The sequence below is a fragment of the Nocardioides panacihumi genome (assembly GCF_039530925.1).
GTDB classification, from domain to species: Bacteria; Actinomycetota; Actinomycetes; order Propionibacteriales; family Nocardioidaceae; genus Nocardioides; species Nocardioides panacihumi.
Window position 1 is genome coordinate 286,649 of sequence record NZ_BAAAPB010000002.1, and the last position, 19,113, is coordinate 305,761.

At 69.4% G+C, this 19,113-nt stretch carries 13 protein-coding genes and 1 tRNA gene; 3 read left to right on the top strand and 11 right to left on the bottom strand.

Translation table 11 applies throughout. The annotated features are described in order from the left end of the window. Positions 1–62: 62 nt before the first annotated feature. Positions 63–1,298 carry a lipopolysaccharide biosynthesis protein gene (locus tag ABD205_RS10500; RefSeq protein WP_344044756.1) on the top strand — a complete coding sequence of 412 codons (1,236 nt, stop codon included), beginning with the start codon at positions 63–65 and terminating at the stop codon, positions 1,296–1,298. Here ABD205_RS10500 and polA read toward each other — a convergent pair. Beyond that, on the bottom strand, positions 1,292–3,970 hold the full coding sequence (gene polA, locus ABD205_RS10505; RefSeq protein ID WP_344044757.1) for a DNA polymerase I: 2,679 nt from the start codon (positions 3,968–3,970) through the stop codon (positions 1,292–1,294). The genes ABD205_RS10500 and polA overlap by 7 nt on opposite strands. Positions 3,971–4,012: 42 nt before the next feature. On the opposite strand from polA, the gene ABD205_RS10510 reads away from it, so the two are divergent. Then, positions 4,013–4,456 (top strand): hotdog fold thioesterase, encoded by a 444-nt coding sequence (locus ABD205_RS10510; protein ID WP_344044758.1) that lies wholly within the window; start codon positions 4,013–4,015, stop codon positions 4,454–4,456. Between the two features lie 7 nt (positions 4,457–4,463). Here ABD205_RS10510 and ABD205_RS10515 read toward each other — a convergent pair whose 3' ends face one another. The 7 genes from ABD205_RS10515 to ABD205_RS10545 form a co-directional block, all read right to left on the bottom strand. Next, positions 4,464–5,033 (bottom strand): GNAT family N-acetyltransferase, encoded by a 570-nt coding sequence (locus ABD205_RS10515; RefSeq protein ID WP_344044759.1) that lies wholly within the window; start codon positions 5,031–5,033, stop codon positions 4,464–4,466. Positions 5,034–5,144: 111 nt separating this feature from the next. Beyond that, positions 5,145–5,858 (bottom strand): ABC transporter ATP-binding protein, encoded by a 714-nt coding sequence (locus tag ABD205_RS10520; RefSeq protein WP_344044760.1) that lies wholly within the window; start codon positions 5,856–5,858, stop codon positions 5,145–5,147. Next, on the bottom strand, positions 5,839–6,723 hold the full coding sequence (locus tag ABD205_RS10525) for an ABC transporter ATP-binding protein (protein ID WP_344044761.1): 885 nt from the start codon (positions 6,721–6,723) through the stop codon (positions 5,839–5,841). The genes ABD205_RS10520 and ABD205_RS10525 overlap by 20 nt, the downstream gene beginning before the upstream one ends. Then, the gene (locus ABD205_RS10530; RefSeq protein WP_344044762.1) at positions 6,716–7,849 is read right to left on the bottom strand and encodes a branched-chain amino acid ABC transporter permease; all 1,134 of its coding nucleotides are present in this window, start codon (positions 7,847–7,849) and stop codon (positions 6,716–6,718) included. Before ABD205_RS10530 ends, ABD205_RS10525 begins: the two co-directional genes overlap by 8 nt. 8 nt (positions 7,850–7,857) lie before the next feature. After that, positions 7,858–8,823, bottom strand: coding sequence for a branched-chain amino acid ABC transporter permease (locus tag ABD205_RS10535; RefSeq protein WP_344044763.1), 966 nt, complete (start codon positions 8,821–8,823; stop codon positions 7,858–7,860). 118 nt (positions 8,824–8,941) lie between these two features. Beyond that, on the bottom strand, positions 8,942–10,099 hold the full coding sequence (locus tag ABD205_RS10540; protein ID WP_344044764.1) for a branched-chain amino acid ABC transporter substrate-binding protein: 1,158 nt from the start codon (positions 10,097–10,099) through the stop codon (positions 8,942–8,944). A gap of 273 nt (positions 10,100–10,372) precedes the next feature. Then, the gene (locus ABD205_RS10545; protein ID WP_425572813.1) at positions 10,373–10,975 is read right to left on the bottom strand and encodes an ANTAR domain-containing response regulator; all 603 of its coding nucleotides are present in this window, start codon (positions 10,973–10,975) and stop codon (positions 10,373–10,375) included. 71 nt (positions 10,976–11,046) lie between these two features. On the opposite strand from ABD205_RS10545, the gene ABD205_RS10550 reads away from it, so the two are divergent. Continuing rightward, positions 11,047–11,122: transfer RNA gene (locus tag ABD205_RS10550), tRNA-Leu, on the top strand. A 214-nt stretch (positions 11,123–11,336) separates the two neighbouring features. On the opposite strand, the gene pyk is transcribed toward ABD205_RS10550, so the two are convergent. The 3 genes from pyk to gltB form a co-directional block, all read right to left on the bottom strand. After that, positions 11,337–12,803, bottom strand: a complete 1,467-nt coding sequence (gene pyk, locus ABD205_RS10555; RefSeq protein ID WP_344044766.1) for a pyruvate kinase — start codon at positions 12,801–12,803, stop codon at positions 11,337–11,339. A gap of 130 nt (positions 12,804–12,933) precedes the next feature. Beyond that, positions 12,934–14,400, bottom strand: coding sequence for a glutamate synthase subunit beta (locus ABD205_RS10560; RefSeq protein WP_344044767.1), 1,467 nt, complete (start codon positions 14,398–14,400; stop codon positions 12,934–12,936). Continuing rightward, positions 14,393–18,961, bottom strand: a complete 4,569-nt coding sequence (gltB, locus tag ABD205_RS10565) for a glutamate synthase large subunit (RefSeq protein WP_344044768.1) — start codon at positions 18,959–18,961, stop codon at positions 14,393–14,395. Before gltB ends, ABD205_RS10560 begins: the two co-directional genes overlap by 8 nt. Positions 18,962–19,113 lie beyond the last annotated feature (152 nt).

Below are 19,113 nucleotides of genomic sequence, written 5' to 3' on the forward strand. Positions count from 1 at the left end.
GCTCCGACTCCACTCGCGGGCAGACCCCGTCACCGTCGGGGCGACCACTAGGCTCAGCCCTCGTGACAACCGCCGCGCTCCCACCGTCGCGTCTCAAGAGGCTCTTGGACGGCGGCGGCGTCATCGCGATCGCGATCGTGGTGATGAACATCGCGACGTACGGCTTCCAGATGGTCGCCGCGCGCCTGATGGGCCCCGACCAGTACGGCGGCCTCGCCAGTCTGCTCGCCGTCGCGCTGGTCGTCGCGGTGCTCCAGCTCGGCCTCCAGGCCACGGCGGCGCGACGGATCGCCACCGAGCCCAAGGACGTCGCAGGCGTCGAGAGGGCGATCCTGCACATCGCGTACCGCGCCTCGCTGGTGCTGTGCGCCATCATGCTGGCGCTGTCGCCGGTGCTCGAGCGCGTGCTGCGGCTCGACAGCATCTACCCCGCGCTGCTCCTGGCGCTGGGGACGATCCCGCTCACGGTCATGGGCGCCCAGGCTGGCATCCTGCAGGGCGAGCGCCGCTGGGCGCCGCTGGCGCTCGTGTACCTCGCTGTCGGCGTCCCGCGCATCCTGATCGGCACCGTCGCCCTCGTCGTCCGGCCGACCGAAGGCTCCGCGATCGCGGCCGTCACGCTCGCCTGGTTCGCACCGGTCGTGGTCGGCTGGCTGGCCCTGCGAGGCAACAAGCGTGCCGCCGACGCGCCGCACCAGACCCGCGCGGTGCTGGCCGAGACCTGGCACGGCTCGTTCGCCCTGCTCGCGTTCTTCGCCCTGTCGAACGTCGACATCGTGATCGCCCGCAACGTCCTCAGCGACACCGAGTCCGGCCTCTACGCCAGTGGTCTCATCCTCACGAAGGCGGTGCTCTTCCTGCCGCAGTTCGTCACCGTCATCGCGTTCCCTGCGATGACGAGCGCGAACGAGCGACGGCGAGCACTGCTCTGGAGCCTGGCCCTGGTCGGTGTCCTCGGGCTGATCTGCATCGCAGGTTCGATCGTGCTCTCCGGTGTCGCCATGATCTTCATCGGCGGCTCCGAGTACGCACCTGTCGAGGACCAGCTCTGGCTGTTCGCCCTGCTGGGGACGATCCTGTCGTCGCTCCAGCTCCTCATCTACTCGGTCCTGGCGCGGCAGAGCCATCGGTCGGCCTACCTCGTCTGGGTCGCCGTGATCGTCGTCGTGGTCGGCGGCCTGCAGGTCGCCTCCGTGACCGCGCTGCTGAGCCTGGTCTGTGTCACCGACGCCGTCCTGCTCGCCGTCCTGCTCGCCCTGAGCCTCTGGCGGATGCGGGACGACACCCCCGCTCAGTGAGCGGCGTCGAACCAGCTGCGCCCGGTGCCGACCGAGACGTCGAGCGGCACGAGCAGGTCCGCGGCGCCACCCATCCGCTCGCGCACGAGCGACTCGAGTGCCTCCCTCTCCCCCGCGGCCACCTCGAGCACGAGCTCGTCGTGGACCTGCAGCAGCACGCGTGAGCGCAGCCCCTGCTCGTCGATCGCGCGCTGGGTGTCGAGCATCGCGACCTTGATCAGGTCGGCCGCCGAGCCCTGGATCGGCGCGTTCAGCGCCATCCGCTCGGCGGCCTCACGCCGCTGCCGGTTGTCGCTGGTGAGGTCGGGCAGGTAGCGCCTGCGGCCCATGATCGTCTCGGTGTAGCCCGACTTGCGCGCCTCGTCCACGACACCGGCGAGGTAGTCGCGCACGCCGCCGAAGGTCAGGAAGTACTCCTCCATCAGACCCCGCGCCTCGCCCGGCTCGATCCCGAGCTGCTGGGAGAGGCCGAAGGCCGACAGCCCGTACGCCAGCCCGTAGTTCATCGCCTTGATCTTGGCCCGCTGCTCCGGGGAGACCACCTCGACGCCGAAGACGCGCTGCGCGGTGATCGTGTGGAAGTCCTGTCCGGACTTGAACGCGTCGATGAGCAGGGCGTCCTGCGACAGGTGCGCCATGATCCGCATCTCGATCTGGCTGTAGTCGGTCGTCATCAGCGACTCGAACCGCTGGCCGTCCGAGCCCTGGCCGACGACGAAGCCCTCCCGGATCCGACGGCCCTCCTCGGTGCGGATCGGGATGTTCTGCAGGTTCGGCTCGGTGCTCGAGAGCCGGCCGGTGGCGGCGATCGTCTGGTTGAACGTCGTGTGGATCCGCCCGTCGCCGGCCACCGTCTTCAGCAGCCCTTCGATGGTCACCCGCAGCCGCGTCACGTCGCGGTGTCGGAGCAGGTGGAGCAGGAACGGGTGCTCCGTCTTCACGTACAGCTGCTGCAGCGCGTCGGCGTCGGTCGTCCACCCGGTCTTCGTGCGCTTGGTCCTCGGCATATCGAGCTCGTCGAAGAGCACCACCTGCAGCTGCTTGGGCGAGCCGAGGTTGATCTCCTTGCCGATGACCGCGTACGCGTCGTCGGCGGCCTGGCGCACCTGTGCCGCGAAGTGGCGCTCGAGGTCCTCGAGGTGCTCGGTGTCGACCGCGATGCCGGTCTGCTCCATCCGCGCCAGCATCCCGAGCAGGGGCTGCTCGATGTCGGTCAGCAGCCGCGTGCCGCCCGCCCGCTCGACCTGGTCGGCCAGGGCGACGGACAGGTCGAGTGCGGCGCGGGCGTGCAGCATCGCGGCGGCCGCGATGTCCTCGCCATCGTCGAACAGGGCCGCCTGGTCACCCTCCGCCTCGTGGCGCAGCTCGCGCTTGAGGTAGCGCAGGGTCAGGTCGGCGAGGTCGTAGGAGCGCTGGTCGGGCTGCACGAGGTACGCCGCCAGGGCGGTGTCGGTGGCCAGGCCCTCGAGCCGCCAGCCGTGCGCCTCGATCGCGAGCAACGGGCCCTTGGCGTCGTGCATCACCTTCGGCCGGCCGGCGTCGGCCAGCCAGCCGGCGAGCGCAGCGTCGTCGTCCGGGCCGAGCCCGGCCACGTCGACGTACGCCGCCTGCGACTCGGACGCGAACGCGATCCCGTCGATGCGACCCGTGCCCGAGCCCCAGGCGCCGCGGATGTGCACGGCGACCGGGTCGGTGCCGAGACCCGCCAGGAAGCCGGCGACAGCGCCGGGCGCCAGCGTCTCCCCCGCCAGGTCGAAACCGGCGTCGGCGACAGGCTCCTCCGCGGGGCCGAGGGTGTCGAAGATGCGGGTCCGCAGCTCGCCGCGGAACTCCAGCTCGTCCAGCAGCTCCAAGGTGACCTGCCGGTCCCACTCCTTGAGCGCCATGCCCGCAGGGCCGACCTCGAGCGGAAGGTCGCGGACCAGCGCGTTGAGCCGTCGGTTGCGGATCACGTCGCCGAGGTGGGCGCGGAGGTTCTCCCCTGCCTTGCCGGTGATCTTGTCGGCGTGGGTGACGACGTTGTCGAGGCCGTCGTAGGTCACGATCCACTTCGCGGCCGTCTTGGGGCCGACCCCGGGCACACCGGGCAGGTTGTCGCTGTCCTCGCCGACGAGCGCAGCCAGCTCCGGGTAGCGCGCCGGCGGGACGCCGTACTTCTCCTCGACGGCGGCGGGCGTCATGCGGGCCAGGTCCGAGACGCCGCGCATGGGGTAGAGCACCGTCGAGCGCTCCGTGACCAGCTGGAGCGAGTCACGGTCGCCCGTGAGGATCAGCACCTCCATGTCGGCGTCGAGGGCCTGCGTGGTGAGCGTCGCGATGATGTCGTCGGCCTCGTAGCCCGCGACCGAGAGGTGCGGGATGCGCCAGGCGTCGAGCATCGCCTGGATCAGCGGCAGCTGGCTCTTGAACTCGTCAGGGGTCTTGTTGCGCTTGGCCTTGTACTCCGCGTACTCCTCCAGCCGGAACGTCTGGCGGGAGAGGTCGAAGGCGACCGCCACGTGGGTCGGCTTCTCGTCGCGCAGCACGTTGGTGAGCATCGACGTGAAGCCGTAGACCGCGTTGGTGTGCTGGCCTGTGGCTGTCGTGAAGTTCTCCACAGGAAGGGCGAAGAACGCGCGGTAGGCCAGCGAGTGGCCGTCGAGGAGCAGCAGCCGGGGGGTCTGGTCGGGCACCCGCCGAGCCTATCGGTCGTCACCGACACCAGAATGTCCCCCATGACGAGTGAGCAGCCCGACGCACAGATCTCCATCGAGGACTTCCTCGCCATGCTCCCCGAGGGGGCAGGCAAGCTCAACGAGAAGATGGGCGTCGAGCTCGTCGAGATCTCCGCCGAGCGGGTCGTCGCGACCATGCCGGTGGCGGGCAACACCCAGCCCTACGGACTCCTCCACGGCGGCGCGTCCGTCGTGCTCGCCGAGACGCTCGGCTCGATCGGCTCCGGGATCCACGCGTTCGGCATGGGCAAGATGTCGGTCGGCGTCGACATCAACGCCACCCACCACCGCGCGGCCACGACCGGCGTCGTGACCGGCGTCGCGACCGCCGTGCACCTGGGCCGCAGCAGCGCGTCCTACGAGGTCGTCATCACCGACGAGCGCGGCAAGCGGGTCTGCACCTCGCGCATCACCTGCGCACTGGTGCCGCTGCGCACGTCCTGAGCGGGCCTCAGCGCGCGGACTGCGTACGCCGCATCGAGCGCCGTACGGCGAGCACGCGCTGTGGCCGGTAGCCCTGCACGCGCTGCGTCGCGGGCAGCTGCGCGTTGAGCTTGGCCCGCACCGCGTGGGTCGGCGCCAGGCGCAGCACGGCGTGCTGCCCCATCGCCAGGCGCGCGAGGAAGCGGTTGCCGTCGCGCGAGGCCGCCTGAGCACCCGTCACGACCTGCGGGATGCCACGCTCCTCCGCGAACACCAGCGCGGCCTCGATGAGCGCCCGCCCGATGCCACGCCGCCGGAACGCCGGCAGGACGTGCGGGTGCAGCACCTGGAGCGCCGGCTCGAGGTTGAGCGGCGTCACCGTCGTCAGCCTGAAGTAGACAGCTCCCGCCCGATGGCCGTCGTACTCGGCGATGAGCACGCGGCGCTCCGCAGAGTCCGCTGCGCTCTTGATGATCGCCTCGAGATCGGCGATCTGCTCGGCGACGTCAGCGCGCCGGACCGAGTCGTGCCACAACTCCACGAGGAACGCGGCGTCAGCGACGACTGCCTCCCGCAGCGTCACAGGGATCCGGCTCATGTGTCCTTGCCTTTCCAGCTCCCGATCCGGTTGAGCCCCCCATCCCCGTCACCCACCGCTCGTCCCGAGTCGCGGTGGGTGCCGGGGATGAGGTTACGCATCCTCGAGGGGTTACGCGACCCCCAGATATGCCTCACGGATCGCCGGGTCGCCGAGGAGCTCCCCGCCGGTGCCGGACTTCACGATCGAGCCGGTCTCCAGGACGTACGCACGATGGGCCAGCGAGAGCGCCTGCTTGGCGTTCTGCTCGACGACCAGCACGGTCGTGCCCTGCTCGTTGATCTCGCTGATGATGCTGAAGATCTGCTGGATCAGCATCGGCGCGAGGCCCATCGACGGCTCGTCGAGCAGCAGCAGCCGCGGCCGCGACATCAACGCGCGACCGATCGCGAGCATCTGCTGCTCGCCACCGGACATGGTGCCCGCGAACTGCTTGCGCCGCTCCTGGAGCCGCGGGAACAGCGTGAAGACCCGCTCGAAGTCCTCGTCGATGGCCGCCCTGTCCTTGCGGGTGTAGGCGCCCATGTCGAGGTTCTCCGCGACCGTCATGCCCGGGAAGATCCCGCGGCCCTCAGGGGCCAGACACAGCCCCTTGCGCATCCGCTGGTCGGCCCGGAGCCTCGTGACGTCCTCACCGTCGAAGGTGATGCGCCCCGCGTGCAGCCCGCGGACCCCGGAGATGGCGCGCATGGTGGACGTCTTCCCTGCCCCGTTGGCCCCGATCAGCGCCACGACCTCGCCGGCCTCGACACTGAGCGAGAGCCCGTGCAATGCCTCGATCTTGCCGTAGTTGAGGACGACGTTCTCAAGCTGAAGCAGCGTCATCAGGTTCTCCCAGGTATGCAGCGATGACCTTCGGGTTGCGGGCGACCTCCGACGGCAGGCCGTCGGCGATCTTGGACCCGAACTCGAGGACGACGATCCGGTCGGTGACGCCCATGACGAGCCTCATGTCATGCTCGATCAGGAGCACCGTCAGGCCACGATCCCGGATCTTGCGGATCAGGCCCATCAGGTCCTCCTTCTCGGCCGGGTTGAAGCCCGCGGCGGGCTCGTCCAGGCAGAGGAGCTTCGGCTCGGTGGCCAGCGCCCGCGCGATCTCGAGCCGGCGCTGGTAGCCGTAGGGCAGGTTCTTGGCCAGCTCGTTCGAGCGGTCGGCCACCCCCACGAAGCGGAGCAGCTCCATCGCGACGCGACGGCCGGCGCGCTCCTCGGCGTAGTGCCGGCTCACGCCGAACGTCCTCGAGAAGGCGCGCTTGAACCCGTTGCGCGGAAGGTCCCGCTCCTCCATCCGCACGCGCGGCCAGAGCTTGAACAACGCTCCGAGCACGCTCGTCTTGTGGCGGGCATCAGCACCCACCTGGACGTTCTCGAGCGCCGTCATCTCCGGGAAGAGCCGGATGTTCTGGAACGTCCGGGCGATCCCCATGGCCGTGATCCGGTGGGGCTTGAGGCCGCTGACCAACTGGCCGTCGAAGCGGATCTCTCCCTCGGTCGGCCGGTAGACGCCCGTCATCGCGTTGAAGCAGGTCGTCTTACCGGCGCCGTTGGGGCCGATCAGACCAAGGATCTCGCCCTTGCGGATCTGGAAGTCCACGTCGTTGAGGGCGACCACACCGCCGAAGCGGAGCGTTACGTGGTCGACCTCGAGCAGGACCTCTGCGGTCTCGCCATGTGTCGTCTCAGTCATCGGTGGCCACCTCCTCTGCCTCCAGCCTGCGGTCTTCCAACTCGCGTGCGCGCCGTCTGTTCGGGATCAGGCCCTGCGGACGCAGGATCATCACCAGCACCAGTGCGACGCCGAAACAGAACGGACGCGCATCGGAGAGGAAGCGGAAGCGCTCCGGCAGGTAGGTGATGAGGAAGGCACCGAAGAGGGCGCCGACCACGTTGCCCGAGCCTCCGATGACGACCATCGCGACGAACAGGAAGGACAGGTTGAGCGCGAAGCCGGTCGGCTCCACGAACTGCTGCTTGCTGCCGAACAGGAGGCCGGCGATGGCCCCGACGGCGGCGCCGATGGCGAAGGCCCACAGCTTGAACTTGAAGCCGGAGACGCCCATCACCGCGGCGGCGTCCTCGTCCTCGCGGATGGCGAGCCAGGATCGGCCGACGCGCGAGTACTCCAGGCGTCGTACGAGCCAGATCAGCAGCAGCAGGATGGCCAGGCACAGCCAGTACCACCGGTAGCCGTCGATCGGGTTGAAGAAGGGCTGGCCCGTGGCGGTCGTCGGTCCGGGTGGCGTGGGCACGTTCGTGACGCCGTTGGGCCCGTTGGTCAGCCCGTTGGCGTTGCGGCTGATGATCCGGATGATCTCGCCGAAGCCCATCGTCACGATGGCGAGGTAGTCGCCGCGCAAACGCAATGTCGGGGCGCCGAGGATGACGCCGGCCATGAGCGCGATCGCGATCGCGATCGGGACACAGATCACGAACGGCACCGACCAGCCCTCGGAGAGCCCGAAGTGCGCCGCGAACCACTTCGTCACCGGCGAGTCGGGCGAGCCGAAGAGCGCGACCGAGTAGGCGCCGATGGCGTAGAAGCCGATGTACCCGAGGTCGAGCAGGCCAGCCATGCCGATCACGACGTTGAGGCCGGTCGCGACGATCATGTAGATCACGATCGTCGTCAGCACGCCCGACCAGTCGGAGCCTCCGGTCGACAGGTCGGTCCGGATGTAGGCGAACGGATACCTGTTGACGAACGGCAGGTAGATCGCGATCGCCAGCAGGATGCCGCTGCCGAGCATGCGCACCCACAGTGGCGACGTCTCCCAGCGGTCACGCAGGTTCGCGCGCTTCCAGAGCGTTGACATCTCAGGCATCATGCCCTCGCCTTCGCCAGGGACTCACCGAGGATACCGGTGGGTCGGACCATGAGGACAAGGATGAGGACGACGAACGCCGTGACATCCTCCCAGTTGGAGCTGAACAGCGTCGAGGAGTAGACCTCGACGACGCCCAGCAGAAGACCACCGACGAGCGCACCGCGCAGGTTGCCGATGCCGCCCAGGACCGCGGCCGTGAAAGCCTTCACGCCGATCAGGAAGCCGATGTCGAACTTCGTGATGTCGTAGCGCAGCGTGTAGAGGAACGCCGCGATGCCCGCCATCGCACCACCCAGCACGAAGATCAGCATGATGACGCGGTCCTGGTTGACACCCATCAGCGCAGCGGTGTCGGGGTCCTGGGCGACCGCACGGACGCCGCGCCCGAGCCGCGAGCGGTTCACGAACGTGTCCAGGCCGACCATCATCACGATCGCCGACACGATGACGATGACCTGGGTGTTGGACACCGTGATCCAGGTGCTGGAGATCAGCTCCTTCTCCGGGATCAGCGACGGGATGCTGACCGCCGCCCGCCCGAACGGGGGGCCGAAGATCGCGTGCAACAGCCATCCGAACGTCTCCACCAGCACCAACGAGCAACCGATGGCGGTGATGAGGAAGATCAACGACGGTGCGTTCTTCTTGCGCAGCGGCCGGTAGGCGACCCGCTCGACCGTGAGCGCGGTCGCGGCCGAGGCCAGCGGCGCCAGGACGATCGCGAGCAGTGTCGCGAGGATGATGAGGCCCACACCGGAGCCCTCGTCGGCACCCACCAGGCTGTAGGCGCCGAGGACGGTCCAGGTGCCGACCATGAAGACCTCGGAGTGCGCGAAGTTGATCAGCTTCAGCACGCCGTACACCAGGGTGTAGCCAAGTGCGACCAGGGCGTAGATCGAGCCCTTGGTCAGCCCGTCGACGGTGAGGTCACCGAAGTGGGCGAACAATTCGTGGAAGTTCATGAGCCCCTCTAACAACTTGTGTCAGGCCACGGCCCGCGCACACATGCGTACGCGGGCCACGCGACGGGGCGGCCAGGAATTCTCCTGACCGCCCCGCCGATCAACATGCCCGTGGGCTTCAGCTCAGCGAGATCTCCTGGTCCGGGACCAGCGCGCCGCCCTGGACCTTGTAGGCCCAGACGACGACGTTGGCCTCGGCCACGTCACCCTTGTCGTCGAACTTGTAGGTCTTGGTCAGACCCTGACCCTGGTAGGAGTCGACGAACTTCTCGACCGCGGCGCGGGTGTTCGCGCCGGACTCGAACGCCTTGAGGAAGATCGTCATGGCGTCGTAGCCCTCGCCCGCGTACGCGCCGGGAGCCTCACCGAACTTCTTCTGGTAGTCCTGGGCGAACGTGCCGCCGACCTTCTCGGCCGGGACGCAGGGGCACGTCACGATGGCGCCCTCGGCGGCCGAGCCGGCCGCCTTCGGGAAGTCGGAGCCGTAGAGGCCGTCGCCGCCGATGAACTTCGACTTCACGCCGCCGTCACGCAGCTGCTTCAGGAACGGGCCGGCCTCGGCGGCGTAGCCCGCGTAGAAGACGACGTCGGCGTTGGCCGCCTTCGCCTTCGAGACGATGGCGGAGAAGTCCGTCTGACCGGTCTGAGCCTTGTCGCTGCCGGTGACGGCGCTGCCGAGGACCGACTTGACCTTGTCGGCCAGCGGCTGGCCGTAGGTGCTGGAGTCGTCGACGACGAAGACCTTCTTGCCGTTGAGGACGCTCTGGATGTACTTCGCGATCGCCGCGCCCTGGATCTCGTCGTAGCCGACGACACGGTGGAAGGTCGGCGCCGGGTCCGTCAGGGTGAGGTCGGTCGCCGTGGCGGACTGGCTGATCATCGTCAGGCCGGCGCCGCCGAAGATCGACTTCGTCGCGCGGGTCTCACCGGAGAACGCGCCGCCGATGACACCGAGGAAGCTCTTGTCGGTCGCCATCTTGGTGGCCAGCGGGGTGGCCTTGGCCGGGTCGCCCTCGGAGTCGAACTTCACGAGCTTGATGTGGTCGTCGGGGTGCTTGGCCGACCAGGCGTCGAGCGCCATCTGCGCGCCGTTGACCGACGGGATGACGACGGACGCGTTGGCGCCGGAGAGCGCACCCATGACGCCGATGTTGGCCGTGACGCCCTTCGAGTTGCTGCTGCCGCCCGACTTGTTGTCAGTCGTGCCACAAGCCGACACCGCCAGACCCACGGAGATCGCTACGGCACCGATGCCGAGCCACTTGTTTCGTCGCAAGACGTTCCTACTTCCTTCTGTGCTGGTGACACTCGTCACGAGCATGTGGGGGTGGCTGCGCGCGGACCCCGACCCTCCCGAGGTCTTCGACACACCCACTTGCAGCCGGAAGGTACACCGTCGCGAGAGTGGGATGGAACACATCCGGCCGGTACGTCCGGAATCCTGACAAATCCGTTACCTGGATGACCGCCCTGTTACGGGATGTTCGGCGGCGGCGGGCGAGAACGGACACTTCCGCCGTACGACGACCGCGCGGGCCCGTCCGTGGGCCTAGGAGCCGGCGATGCCGGGGCCGTGCTCGATGACTCCGTCGGCGACCTGGCGCATCGAGAGCCGCAGGTCCATCGCCGTCTTCTGGATCCACCGGAACGCCTCCGGCTCGGACAGGCTCAGCTGCTCCTGCAGGACGCCCTTGGCCCGGTCGACCGCCTTGCGCGTGTCGAGCCGTTCGGTCAGCCCGGCGACCTCCGCCTCGAGGTGGGCCAGCTCCGCGAAGCGACTGACCGCCACCTCGATCGCCGGCACGAGGTCGGCGGCCGTGAACGGCTTGACCAGGTAGGCCATCGCGCCCGCGTCACGAGCGCGCTCGACCAGCTCCCGCTGGGAGAAGGCGGTCAGCATGACGACCGGCGCGATCCGCTGCCGGGCGATCGTCTCCGCGGCCGAGATGCCGTCGAGGATCGGCATCTTCACGTCCAGGATGACCAGGTCAGGGCGGTGTGTCTCGACCAGGTCGATCGCCGTCTGGCCGTCGCCGGCCTGCCCGACCACGTCGTACCCCTCCTCGCCGAGCATCTCGGCGAGGTCCATCCGGATGAGCACCTCGTCCTCGGCGATGACGACGGTGCGGCGAGAGGTGGGCGCCTGGGTCACGGGGTCAGGGTAGGGCATGCCATACGGCGACGTCGGACCGCTCTGCACGGTCCGGTAGCCTTGCGCGCCGAGCCCCGGTAGCCCAACGGCAGAGGCGATGGTCTCAAACACCATTCAGTGTGAGTTCGAATCTCACCCGGGGCACCAGCGCAGGAAGGCTCGAGCGTCTCGGCCACCCCTGGGTGGACGAGACACTCAAGCCTGAATCGTGCGCGCGAGCGCCGGCAACGCCGCGAGGCGTGCGCTGTCTCGCGCTGAGCGCGGAGAGTGCATGCCTCGCAAGGCGGCGGCGCGAAGGCGGCCTTGGAGCGGAGCGGGCCGGCGAGCGCCGGCAACGCCGCGAGGCGTGCGCTATCCGCGCTCAGAGGCGGCGGTAGGCGGGGGCGACCTCGTTGATGGCATCCCCCATGCGGTGGATGCGCAGCGCGTTGGTCGAGCCGGGGATGCCCGGCGGGCTCCCGGCGATGATGACGACGAGATCGCCCTCCGAGACCCGGCCGAGCTGCAGCAGGGCCTCGTCGACCTGGCGGACCATCTGGTCCGTGTGCTCGACCTCGTCGACCTTGAAGGTCTCGACGCCCCAGCTCAGCGCGAGCTGCGAACGGACGACCGCATGCGGCGTGAACGCGAGCAGGGGGATCGAGCCGCGCAGGCGCGAGAGCCGGCGCGCGGAGTCGCCGGAGGTGGTGAATGCGACGAGGTACTTCGCCCCGACCCGCTCGGCCACCTCCTGGGCGGCCTTGGCGATCACGCCGGACCGGGTGTGCGGGTCCCACGGCAGCGGCGCGAGCGTGCCCTGCTCGAACGCGTGGTCCTCGGTGGCCTCGATGATGCGGGCCATCGTCTCGACGGTGTGGATCGGGTAGTCCCCCACGCTCGTCTCGGCGGAGAGCATCACCGCGTCGGCTCCGTCGAGGACCGCGTTGGCGACGTCGGAGGCCTCCGCGCGGGTCGGCTGCGGGTTGGTGATCATCGACTCGAGCATCTGCGTGGCGACGATGACCGGCTTCGCGTTGAGGCGCGCCCGCTCGATGATCTTCTTCTGGAGGAACGGCACCTCCTCGAGCGGGCACTCCACGCCGAGGTCGCCACGGGCGACCATGAACGCGTCGAACGCCTCGATGATCTCGTCGAGGTTGTCGATCGCCTGGGGCTTCTCGATCTTGGCGATGATCGGCAGGCTGATGCCGACCTCGCGCATGATCTTGCGGACGTCCTCGGCGTCCTGGGCGTTGCGCACGAACGACAGCGCGATGTAGTCGACACCGAGCCGCAGCGCGAAGCGGAGGTCGTCGATGTCCTTCTCCGACAGCGCCGGCACGGACACGGCGACGCCGGGCAGGTTGATGCCCTTGTTGTTGCTGACCGGGCCGCCGACGAGCACCTCGGTCAGCACGTCGGTGCCGTCCACGACGCCCGTGACGCGCAGCCGGATCTTGCCGTCGTCGATGAGCAGGGTGTCGCCGACGGAGACGTCGCCGGGCAGCCCCTTGTACGTCGTCCCGCAGATCGTGTCGTCGCCCTCGACGTCGCGCACGGTGATCGTCCACGCCTGTCCTCGGCGCAGCAGCCACTTCGAGCCGTCCGACGTCGGCTTGAACGTCTCGAGCCGGATCTTGGGCCCCTGCAGGTCGGCGAGGATGCCGACGCTCTTGCCGCTGGCGTCGGACGCCTCACGAACCTGGCGGTAGCGCTCGGCATGATCCTCGTGAGCGCCGTGGCTCATGTTGAGCCGGGCGATGTCCATCCCGGCGTACACCAGCTCCTTGATGCGGCGCTCCGTCCCGACAGCAGGACCCAACGTGCACACGATCTTCGCTCGCCTCACGGGCCCAGCGTAGCGACTCTTGATCGTTCCAAAGAGTTGAGGGTGGCCAACCCGCCGGTAACAAGGGCCGAACGCCCGCCGGGCCTGCGACAGCAGGCCGGACGGGCGTTCGGGCAGCGTCTGCCAGCGCTCAGACCGCGAGGGGTCGATCGGTCGGCTTGATCGGCGTCGGCAGGGTCGTCGACCCCGTGAGGTAGGCGTCGACGGCGGCCGCGGCCGCCCGGCCCTCGGCGATCGCCCACACGATGAGCGACTGCCCGCGGCCAGCGTCGCCGGCCACGAAGACACCTGGCACCGAGCTCGCGTAGGAGCCGTCCCGTGCGACGTTGCCGCGCGGGTCGAGGTCGACGCCGAGCTGCTCGACGAGGCCCGGCTTCTCCGGACCGACGAAGCCCATGGCGAAGAGGACGAGGTCGGCCATGATCTCCCGCTCGGTCCCCTCCTTCTCGACCAGCCTGCCCTCGACGAACTCGACGTCGACGAGCTTCAACGCACGCACGTTGCCCTCGGCGTCGCCCAGGAACTCCTTGGTCGAGACGGCGTAGATGCGGTCACCACCCTCCTCGTGGGCGGAGCTGACCCGGAAGACCATCGGGTACGTCGGCCAGGGCTGTCCCGCGGGACGCTCGACCGAGGGCTCGGGCAGGATCTCGAGCTGGGTGATCGACGCCGCCCCCTGCCGGATCGACGTGCCGAGGCAGTCCGCGCCGGTGTCACCGCCGCCGATGATGACGACATGCTTCCCGGCTGCGCTGATCTGGCCCTCGACGGCCTGACCAAGCGACGCCCGGTTGGCCTGGGGCAGGAACTCCATGGCCTGGTGGATGCCCCGGAGCTCGCGTCCGGGCGCCGGCAGGTCGCGCGCCTCGGTGGACCCCATCGCGAGCACGACGGCGTCGTACCTGTCGCGCAGCTGGTCACCGGTGATGTCGACGCCGACGTTCACCCCGGCCCGGAAGACCGTGCCCTCGCGGCGCATCTGGTCGAGACGCCGGTCGAGGTGCTTCTTCTCCATCTTGAACTCGGGGATGCCGTAGCGCAGGAGGCCACCCATCGCGTCCGCGCGCTCGTAGACGGCGACCGTGTGGCCGGCGCGGGTGAGCTGCTGGGCGGCGGCCAGGCCGGCCGGGCCCGAGCCGATCACCGCGATGGTCCTGCCCGAGAGCCACTCCGGTGGCTGGGGTCGCACGAAGCCCGACTCCCAGGCCCTGTCGATGATCGAGACCTCGACGTTCTTGATGGTCACCGGGTCCTGGTTGATGCCCAGCACGCATGCCGTCTCGCACGGTGCCGGGCAGAGGCGGCCGGTGAACTCCGGGAAGTTGTTCGTCGCGTGCAGGCGCTCGATCGCGCCCTCCCAGTCGTCGCGCCAGACCAGGTCGTTCCACTCCGGGATGATGTTGCCCAGCGGGCAGCCCTGGTGGCAGAACGGGATGCCGCAGTCCATGCAGCGGCCGGCCTGGGTGTTGATGATCGGGAGCAGGGCCCGGCCGATGCCGTCCGGGTAGACCTCGTCCCAGTCGTTGACCCGCTCCTCGATCGGGCGCCTGGTCGCGACCTGGCGACCGGCCTTGAGGAAGCCCTTCGGGTCAGCCATGCAGCACCTCCATGATCCGCGCAGCGGCCTCGTCCTCGTCGAGGCCCTCCTCGAGGGCCTCCTCCTGGGCCTCGAGGACCCGCTTGTAGTCGCTGGGCATGACCAGGGTGAACCGCGCCAGTGCGGCCTCCCAGTCGTCGAGCAGCTCGGCGGCGACGTCCGATCCGGTCTCCTCGAGGTGCTTGACCACGAGGGTCTTGAGCTCGTCGGCGTACTTCTTCGACACGGCCCCGAGCTCCACGAGCTCGGGGTTGACCCGCTGCCGCTGCAGGTCGAGCACGAAGGCGTAGCCGCCGGACATCCCGGCCGCGAAGTTGCGACCCGTCTTGCCCAGGACGACCACGCGGCCGCCGGTCATGTACTCGCAGCCGTGGTCGCCGACGCCCTCGGTGACGATGGTCGCGCCGGAGTTGCGCACGCAGCACCGCTCCCCCACACCGCCGCGGAAGAACATCTCCCCCGATGTCGCGCCGTAGCCGATCGTGTTACCGGCGATGATGTGCTCGTTGGCGCGGAAGGTCGCCGCCCGGTCGGGACGTACGACGATCCGGCCGCCCGACAGACCCTTGCCGACGTAGTCGTTGGCGTCGCCCTCGAGCCGCAGCGTGATGCCAGTCGGCAGGAAGGCTCCGAACGACTGACCTGCAGAGCCGGTGAAGGTCAGGTCGATCGTGCCGTCGGGCAGGCCCGCGCCGCCGTACTTCTTGGTGACCTCGTGGCCGATGATCGTGCCCACGGTGCGGTTCACGTTCTTGATCTCGACCTGGGCGCGCACCGGCTCCCCGGCCTCGATCGCCGGCCGCACCAGCGGCAGGAGCGTGGTGAGGTCGAGCGACTTCTCGAGCGCGTGGTCCTGCGCCCGGGTGCGGCGCAGGTCCTGACCGGCGAACTGCGCGGGGCTCTCGACCTTGTGGAAGATCGGCGACAGGTCCAGCCCGGAGGCCTTCCAGTGGTCGATCGCCTCGCGGGCGTCGAGCACGTCGACCTGGCCGATCGCCTCGTCGAGCGAGCGGAACCCGAGCGCGGCGAGGTGCTCGCGGACCTCCTCGGCGAGGTAGCGGAAGAAGTTCACGACGTGCTCGGCCTGGCCGGTGAACCGCTCGCGCAGCACCGGGTTCTGCGTCGCGACGCCCACGGGACAGGTGTCGAGGTGGCACACCCGCATGAGGATGCAGCCGGACACGACCAGCGGAGCGGTCGCGAAGCCGTACTCCTCCGCGCCGAGCAGCGCGGCGATGACGACGTCGCGCCCGGTCTTGAGCTGCCCGTCCGCCTGCACCACGATCCGGTCGCGCAGGCCGTTGAGGAGCAGGGTCTGCTGCGCCTCGGCGAGGCCGAGCTCCCACGGACCGCCGGCGTGCTTGAGCGACGTCAGCGGCGAGGCGCCGGTGCCGCCGTCGTGGCCGGAGATCAGCACCACGTCCGCGTGCGCCTTCGACACGCCCGCAGCGACGGTGCCGACGCCGACCTCGGCGACCAGCTTCACGTGGACGCGGGCGCTCGGGTTGGCGTTCTTGAGGTCGTGGATCAGCTGCGCCAGGTCCTCGATCGAGTAGATGTCGTGGTGCGGCGGCGGGCTGATCAGGCCGACGCCGGGCGTCGAGTGCCGGGTCTTGGCCACCCACGGGTAGACCTTGTGGCCCGGGAGCTGGCCACCCTCTCCCGGCTTGGCGCCCTGCGCCATCTTGATCTGGATGTCGTCGGCGTGCGTGAGGTACTCGCTGGTGACGCCGAACCGGCCCGACGCGACCTGCTTGATCGCGCTGCGCCGGGTCGGGTCGTAGAGCCGCTCGGGGTCCTCGCCGCCCTCGCCCGTGTTGGACTTGGCGCCGAGCATGTTCATCGCGATGGCGAGCGTCTCGTGCGCCTCCTTCGAGATCGAGCCGTAGGACATCGCACCGGTCGAGAACCGCTTGACGATCGTCTCGACCGGCTCGACCTCGTCGATCGGGATCGGCCGGCGGCCGGTCTCCTCGCCGTCCTTGAAGCGGAACAGGCCGCGCAGCGTCATCAGCCGCTCGGACTGCTCGTCCACGCGCTGGGTGTACTGCTTGAAGATGTCGTAACGGCCCGCGCGGGTCGCGTGCTGCAGCCGGAAGACCGTCTCGGGGTCGAACAGGTGCGGCTCGCCCTCACGGCGCCACTGGTACTCGCCGCCGATCGACAACTCGCGGTGGGAAGGCGCCACCCCGTCACGCGGGTACGCCGTCGCGTGCCGCTTCGCCACCTCCTCGGCGATCACGTCGAGGTCGATACCGCCGAGCTTCGACGTGGTGCCCGTGAAGTACTTGTCGACCACCGTCTGCGAGAGGCCGACCGCCTCGAAGATCTGAGCGCCCATGTAGGACGCGACCGTCGAGACGCCCATCTTGGACATGACCTTCAGGACGCCCTTGCCGAGCGCCTTGATGAGGTGCGTGACCGCGACCTCGGGGTCGACCTTGACGAAGTGGCCCTCGCGGGCGAGGTCCTCGACGGACTCCATGGCGAGGTAGGGGTTGACCGCCGTCGCGCCGTAGCCGACGAGCAGGGCGACGTGGTGGACCTCGCGGACGTCGCCCGCCTCGACCAGCAGGCCGACCTGGGTCCGTGTCTTCTCCCGGACCAGGTGGTGGTGGATCGCGCCGGTGAGTAGCAGCGACGGGATCGGCGCCTCCTCGGCCGTCGAGTGACGGTCGCTGAGCACGATGATGCGGGCCCCGCCGGCGATCGCCTCAGACACCTCGGCGCAGATCTCGTCGAGACGGGCCGCCATCGCAGCGCCACCGCCGTGGACGTCGTACAGACCGCGGGAGACGTGGGTGATGAACCCGGGCATGTCGCCGTCGCGGTTGATCTGGCGGATCTTGGCGAGGTCGTCGTTGGAGATGACCGGGAACGGCAGCACGACCTGACGGCAGGACGCGGGGCTCGGCTTCAGCAGGTTCGTCTCCGGGCCGATCGTGCCCGCGAGGCTCGTGACGAGCTCCTCGCGGATCGCGTCCAGCGGCGGGTTCGTGACCTGGGCGAAGAGCTGGGCGAAGTACTCGAACAGCAGCCGCGGCTTCGCGCTCAGGGCCGCGATGGGCGAGTCGGTGCCCATCGAGCCGATCGGCTCGGCGCCGGTGTTCGCCATCGGCGTGAGGAGGACGCGCAGCTCCTCCTCGGTGTAGCCGAAGATCTGCTGCCGGCGGGTGACCGACGCGTGCGTGTGGACGATGTGCTCGCGGTCGGGGACGTCCTCGAGCCGGATCAGTCCGGCGTGCAGCCACTCGTCGTACGGGCTCTCGGCGGCGAGCTCGGACTTGACCTCGTCGTCCTCGATGATCCGGTGCTCCTCGGTGTCGACGAGGAACATGCGGCCCGGCTGCATGCGGCCCTTGCGGACCACCGTGGCCGGGTCGATGCCATGGAGTACGCCGGCCTCCGAGGCGTAGATGACCAGGCCGTCGTCGGTCACCCAGTAGCGCCCCGGGCGCAGGCCGTTGCGGTCGAGGACCGCGCCGACCTGCGTGCCGTCGGTGAAGACGACGTTCGCCGGGCCGTCCCACGGCTCCATCAGGGTGGAGTGGAACTCGTAGAAGGCGCGGCGCTTGGCGTCCATCTCGCCGTGGTTCTCCCAGGCCTCCGGGATCATCATCAGCACGGCGTGGGGCAGGCTTCGCCCACCCATGTGGAGCAGCTCCAGGACCTCGTCGAAGCTGGCCGAGTCGGACGCGCCGGGGGTGCAGATCGGGAAGATCCGCTCGAGGTCGCCGGGGATCAGCTCGGAGGTGAGCAGCGCCTCACGGGCCCGCATCCAGTTGCGGTTGCCCATGACCGTGTTGATCTCGCCGTTGTGGGCGATGAATCGGAACGGGTGGCTCAGCGGCCAGCTCGGGAACGTGTTGGTGGAGAACCGCGAGTGGACCACCGCGATGGCGGAGGCCATCCGCTCGTCGCGCAGGTCGGGGAAGACGTCGGCCAGCTGGGCGGTCGTCAGCATGCCCTTGTAGACGAGCGTGCGCGCCGACAGCGACGGGAAGTAGACGTCGGTCTCGTGCTCGGCGCGCTTGCGCAGCACGAAGGCGAGCCGCTCCAGCGCCATACCCGTCACGCGCTTGCCCGCGCCCGCCAGGAAGACCTGCTCGAACGCCGGCATGACGGCGCGAGCGGTCGGGCCCAGGGTGGCCGGGTCGATCGGCACGGTGCGCCAGCCGAGGACGTCGAGCCCCTCCTCCGCCGCGATCTCCTCGATCCGGAGCTTGTCCTTGGCCACCTGACCGGCCTCGCCCGGGAGGAAGGCCGTGCCGACGGCGTACGCACCGACCGGCGGCAGCTCGCCGACCCCGCTCTCGGCGGCGACCGCGCGAAGGAACGCGTCGGGGACCTGCAGGAGGATGCCAGCACCGTCACCGGAGTTGACCTCGGCGCCCGCGGCTCCGCGGTGGTCGAGGTTCTCGAGGGCAGTGATGCCCTGTCGGACGATCTCGTGGCTGGGGACGCCGGTCAGGGTCGCCACGAAGGCCACGCCGCAAGCGTCACGCTCGAAACGCGGGTCGTAGAGGCCCTGGGGCGGGGGGAACGAGTGCGAGTAGGGCACCGGTGCACTCCCGTCGAATTAGTGCACGGGCAGGCATCAGACCGGGTCTCCGGGCTGGGGCGCGTGCCATGCGGGTTCGGCAAAGAAAGGATCGTGCAAGGGACGGCGTTGGCCCACGCGATACGCGAACGTTACCACCGTGTGACGCGACG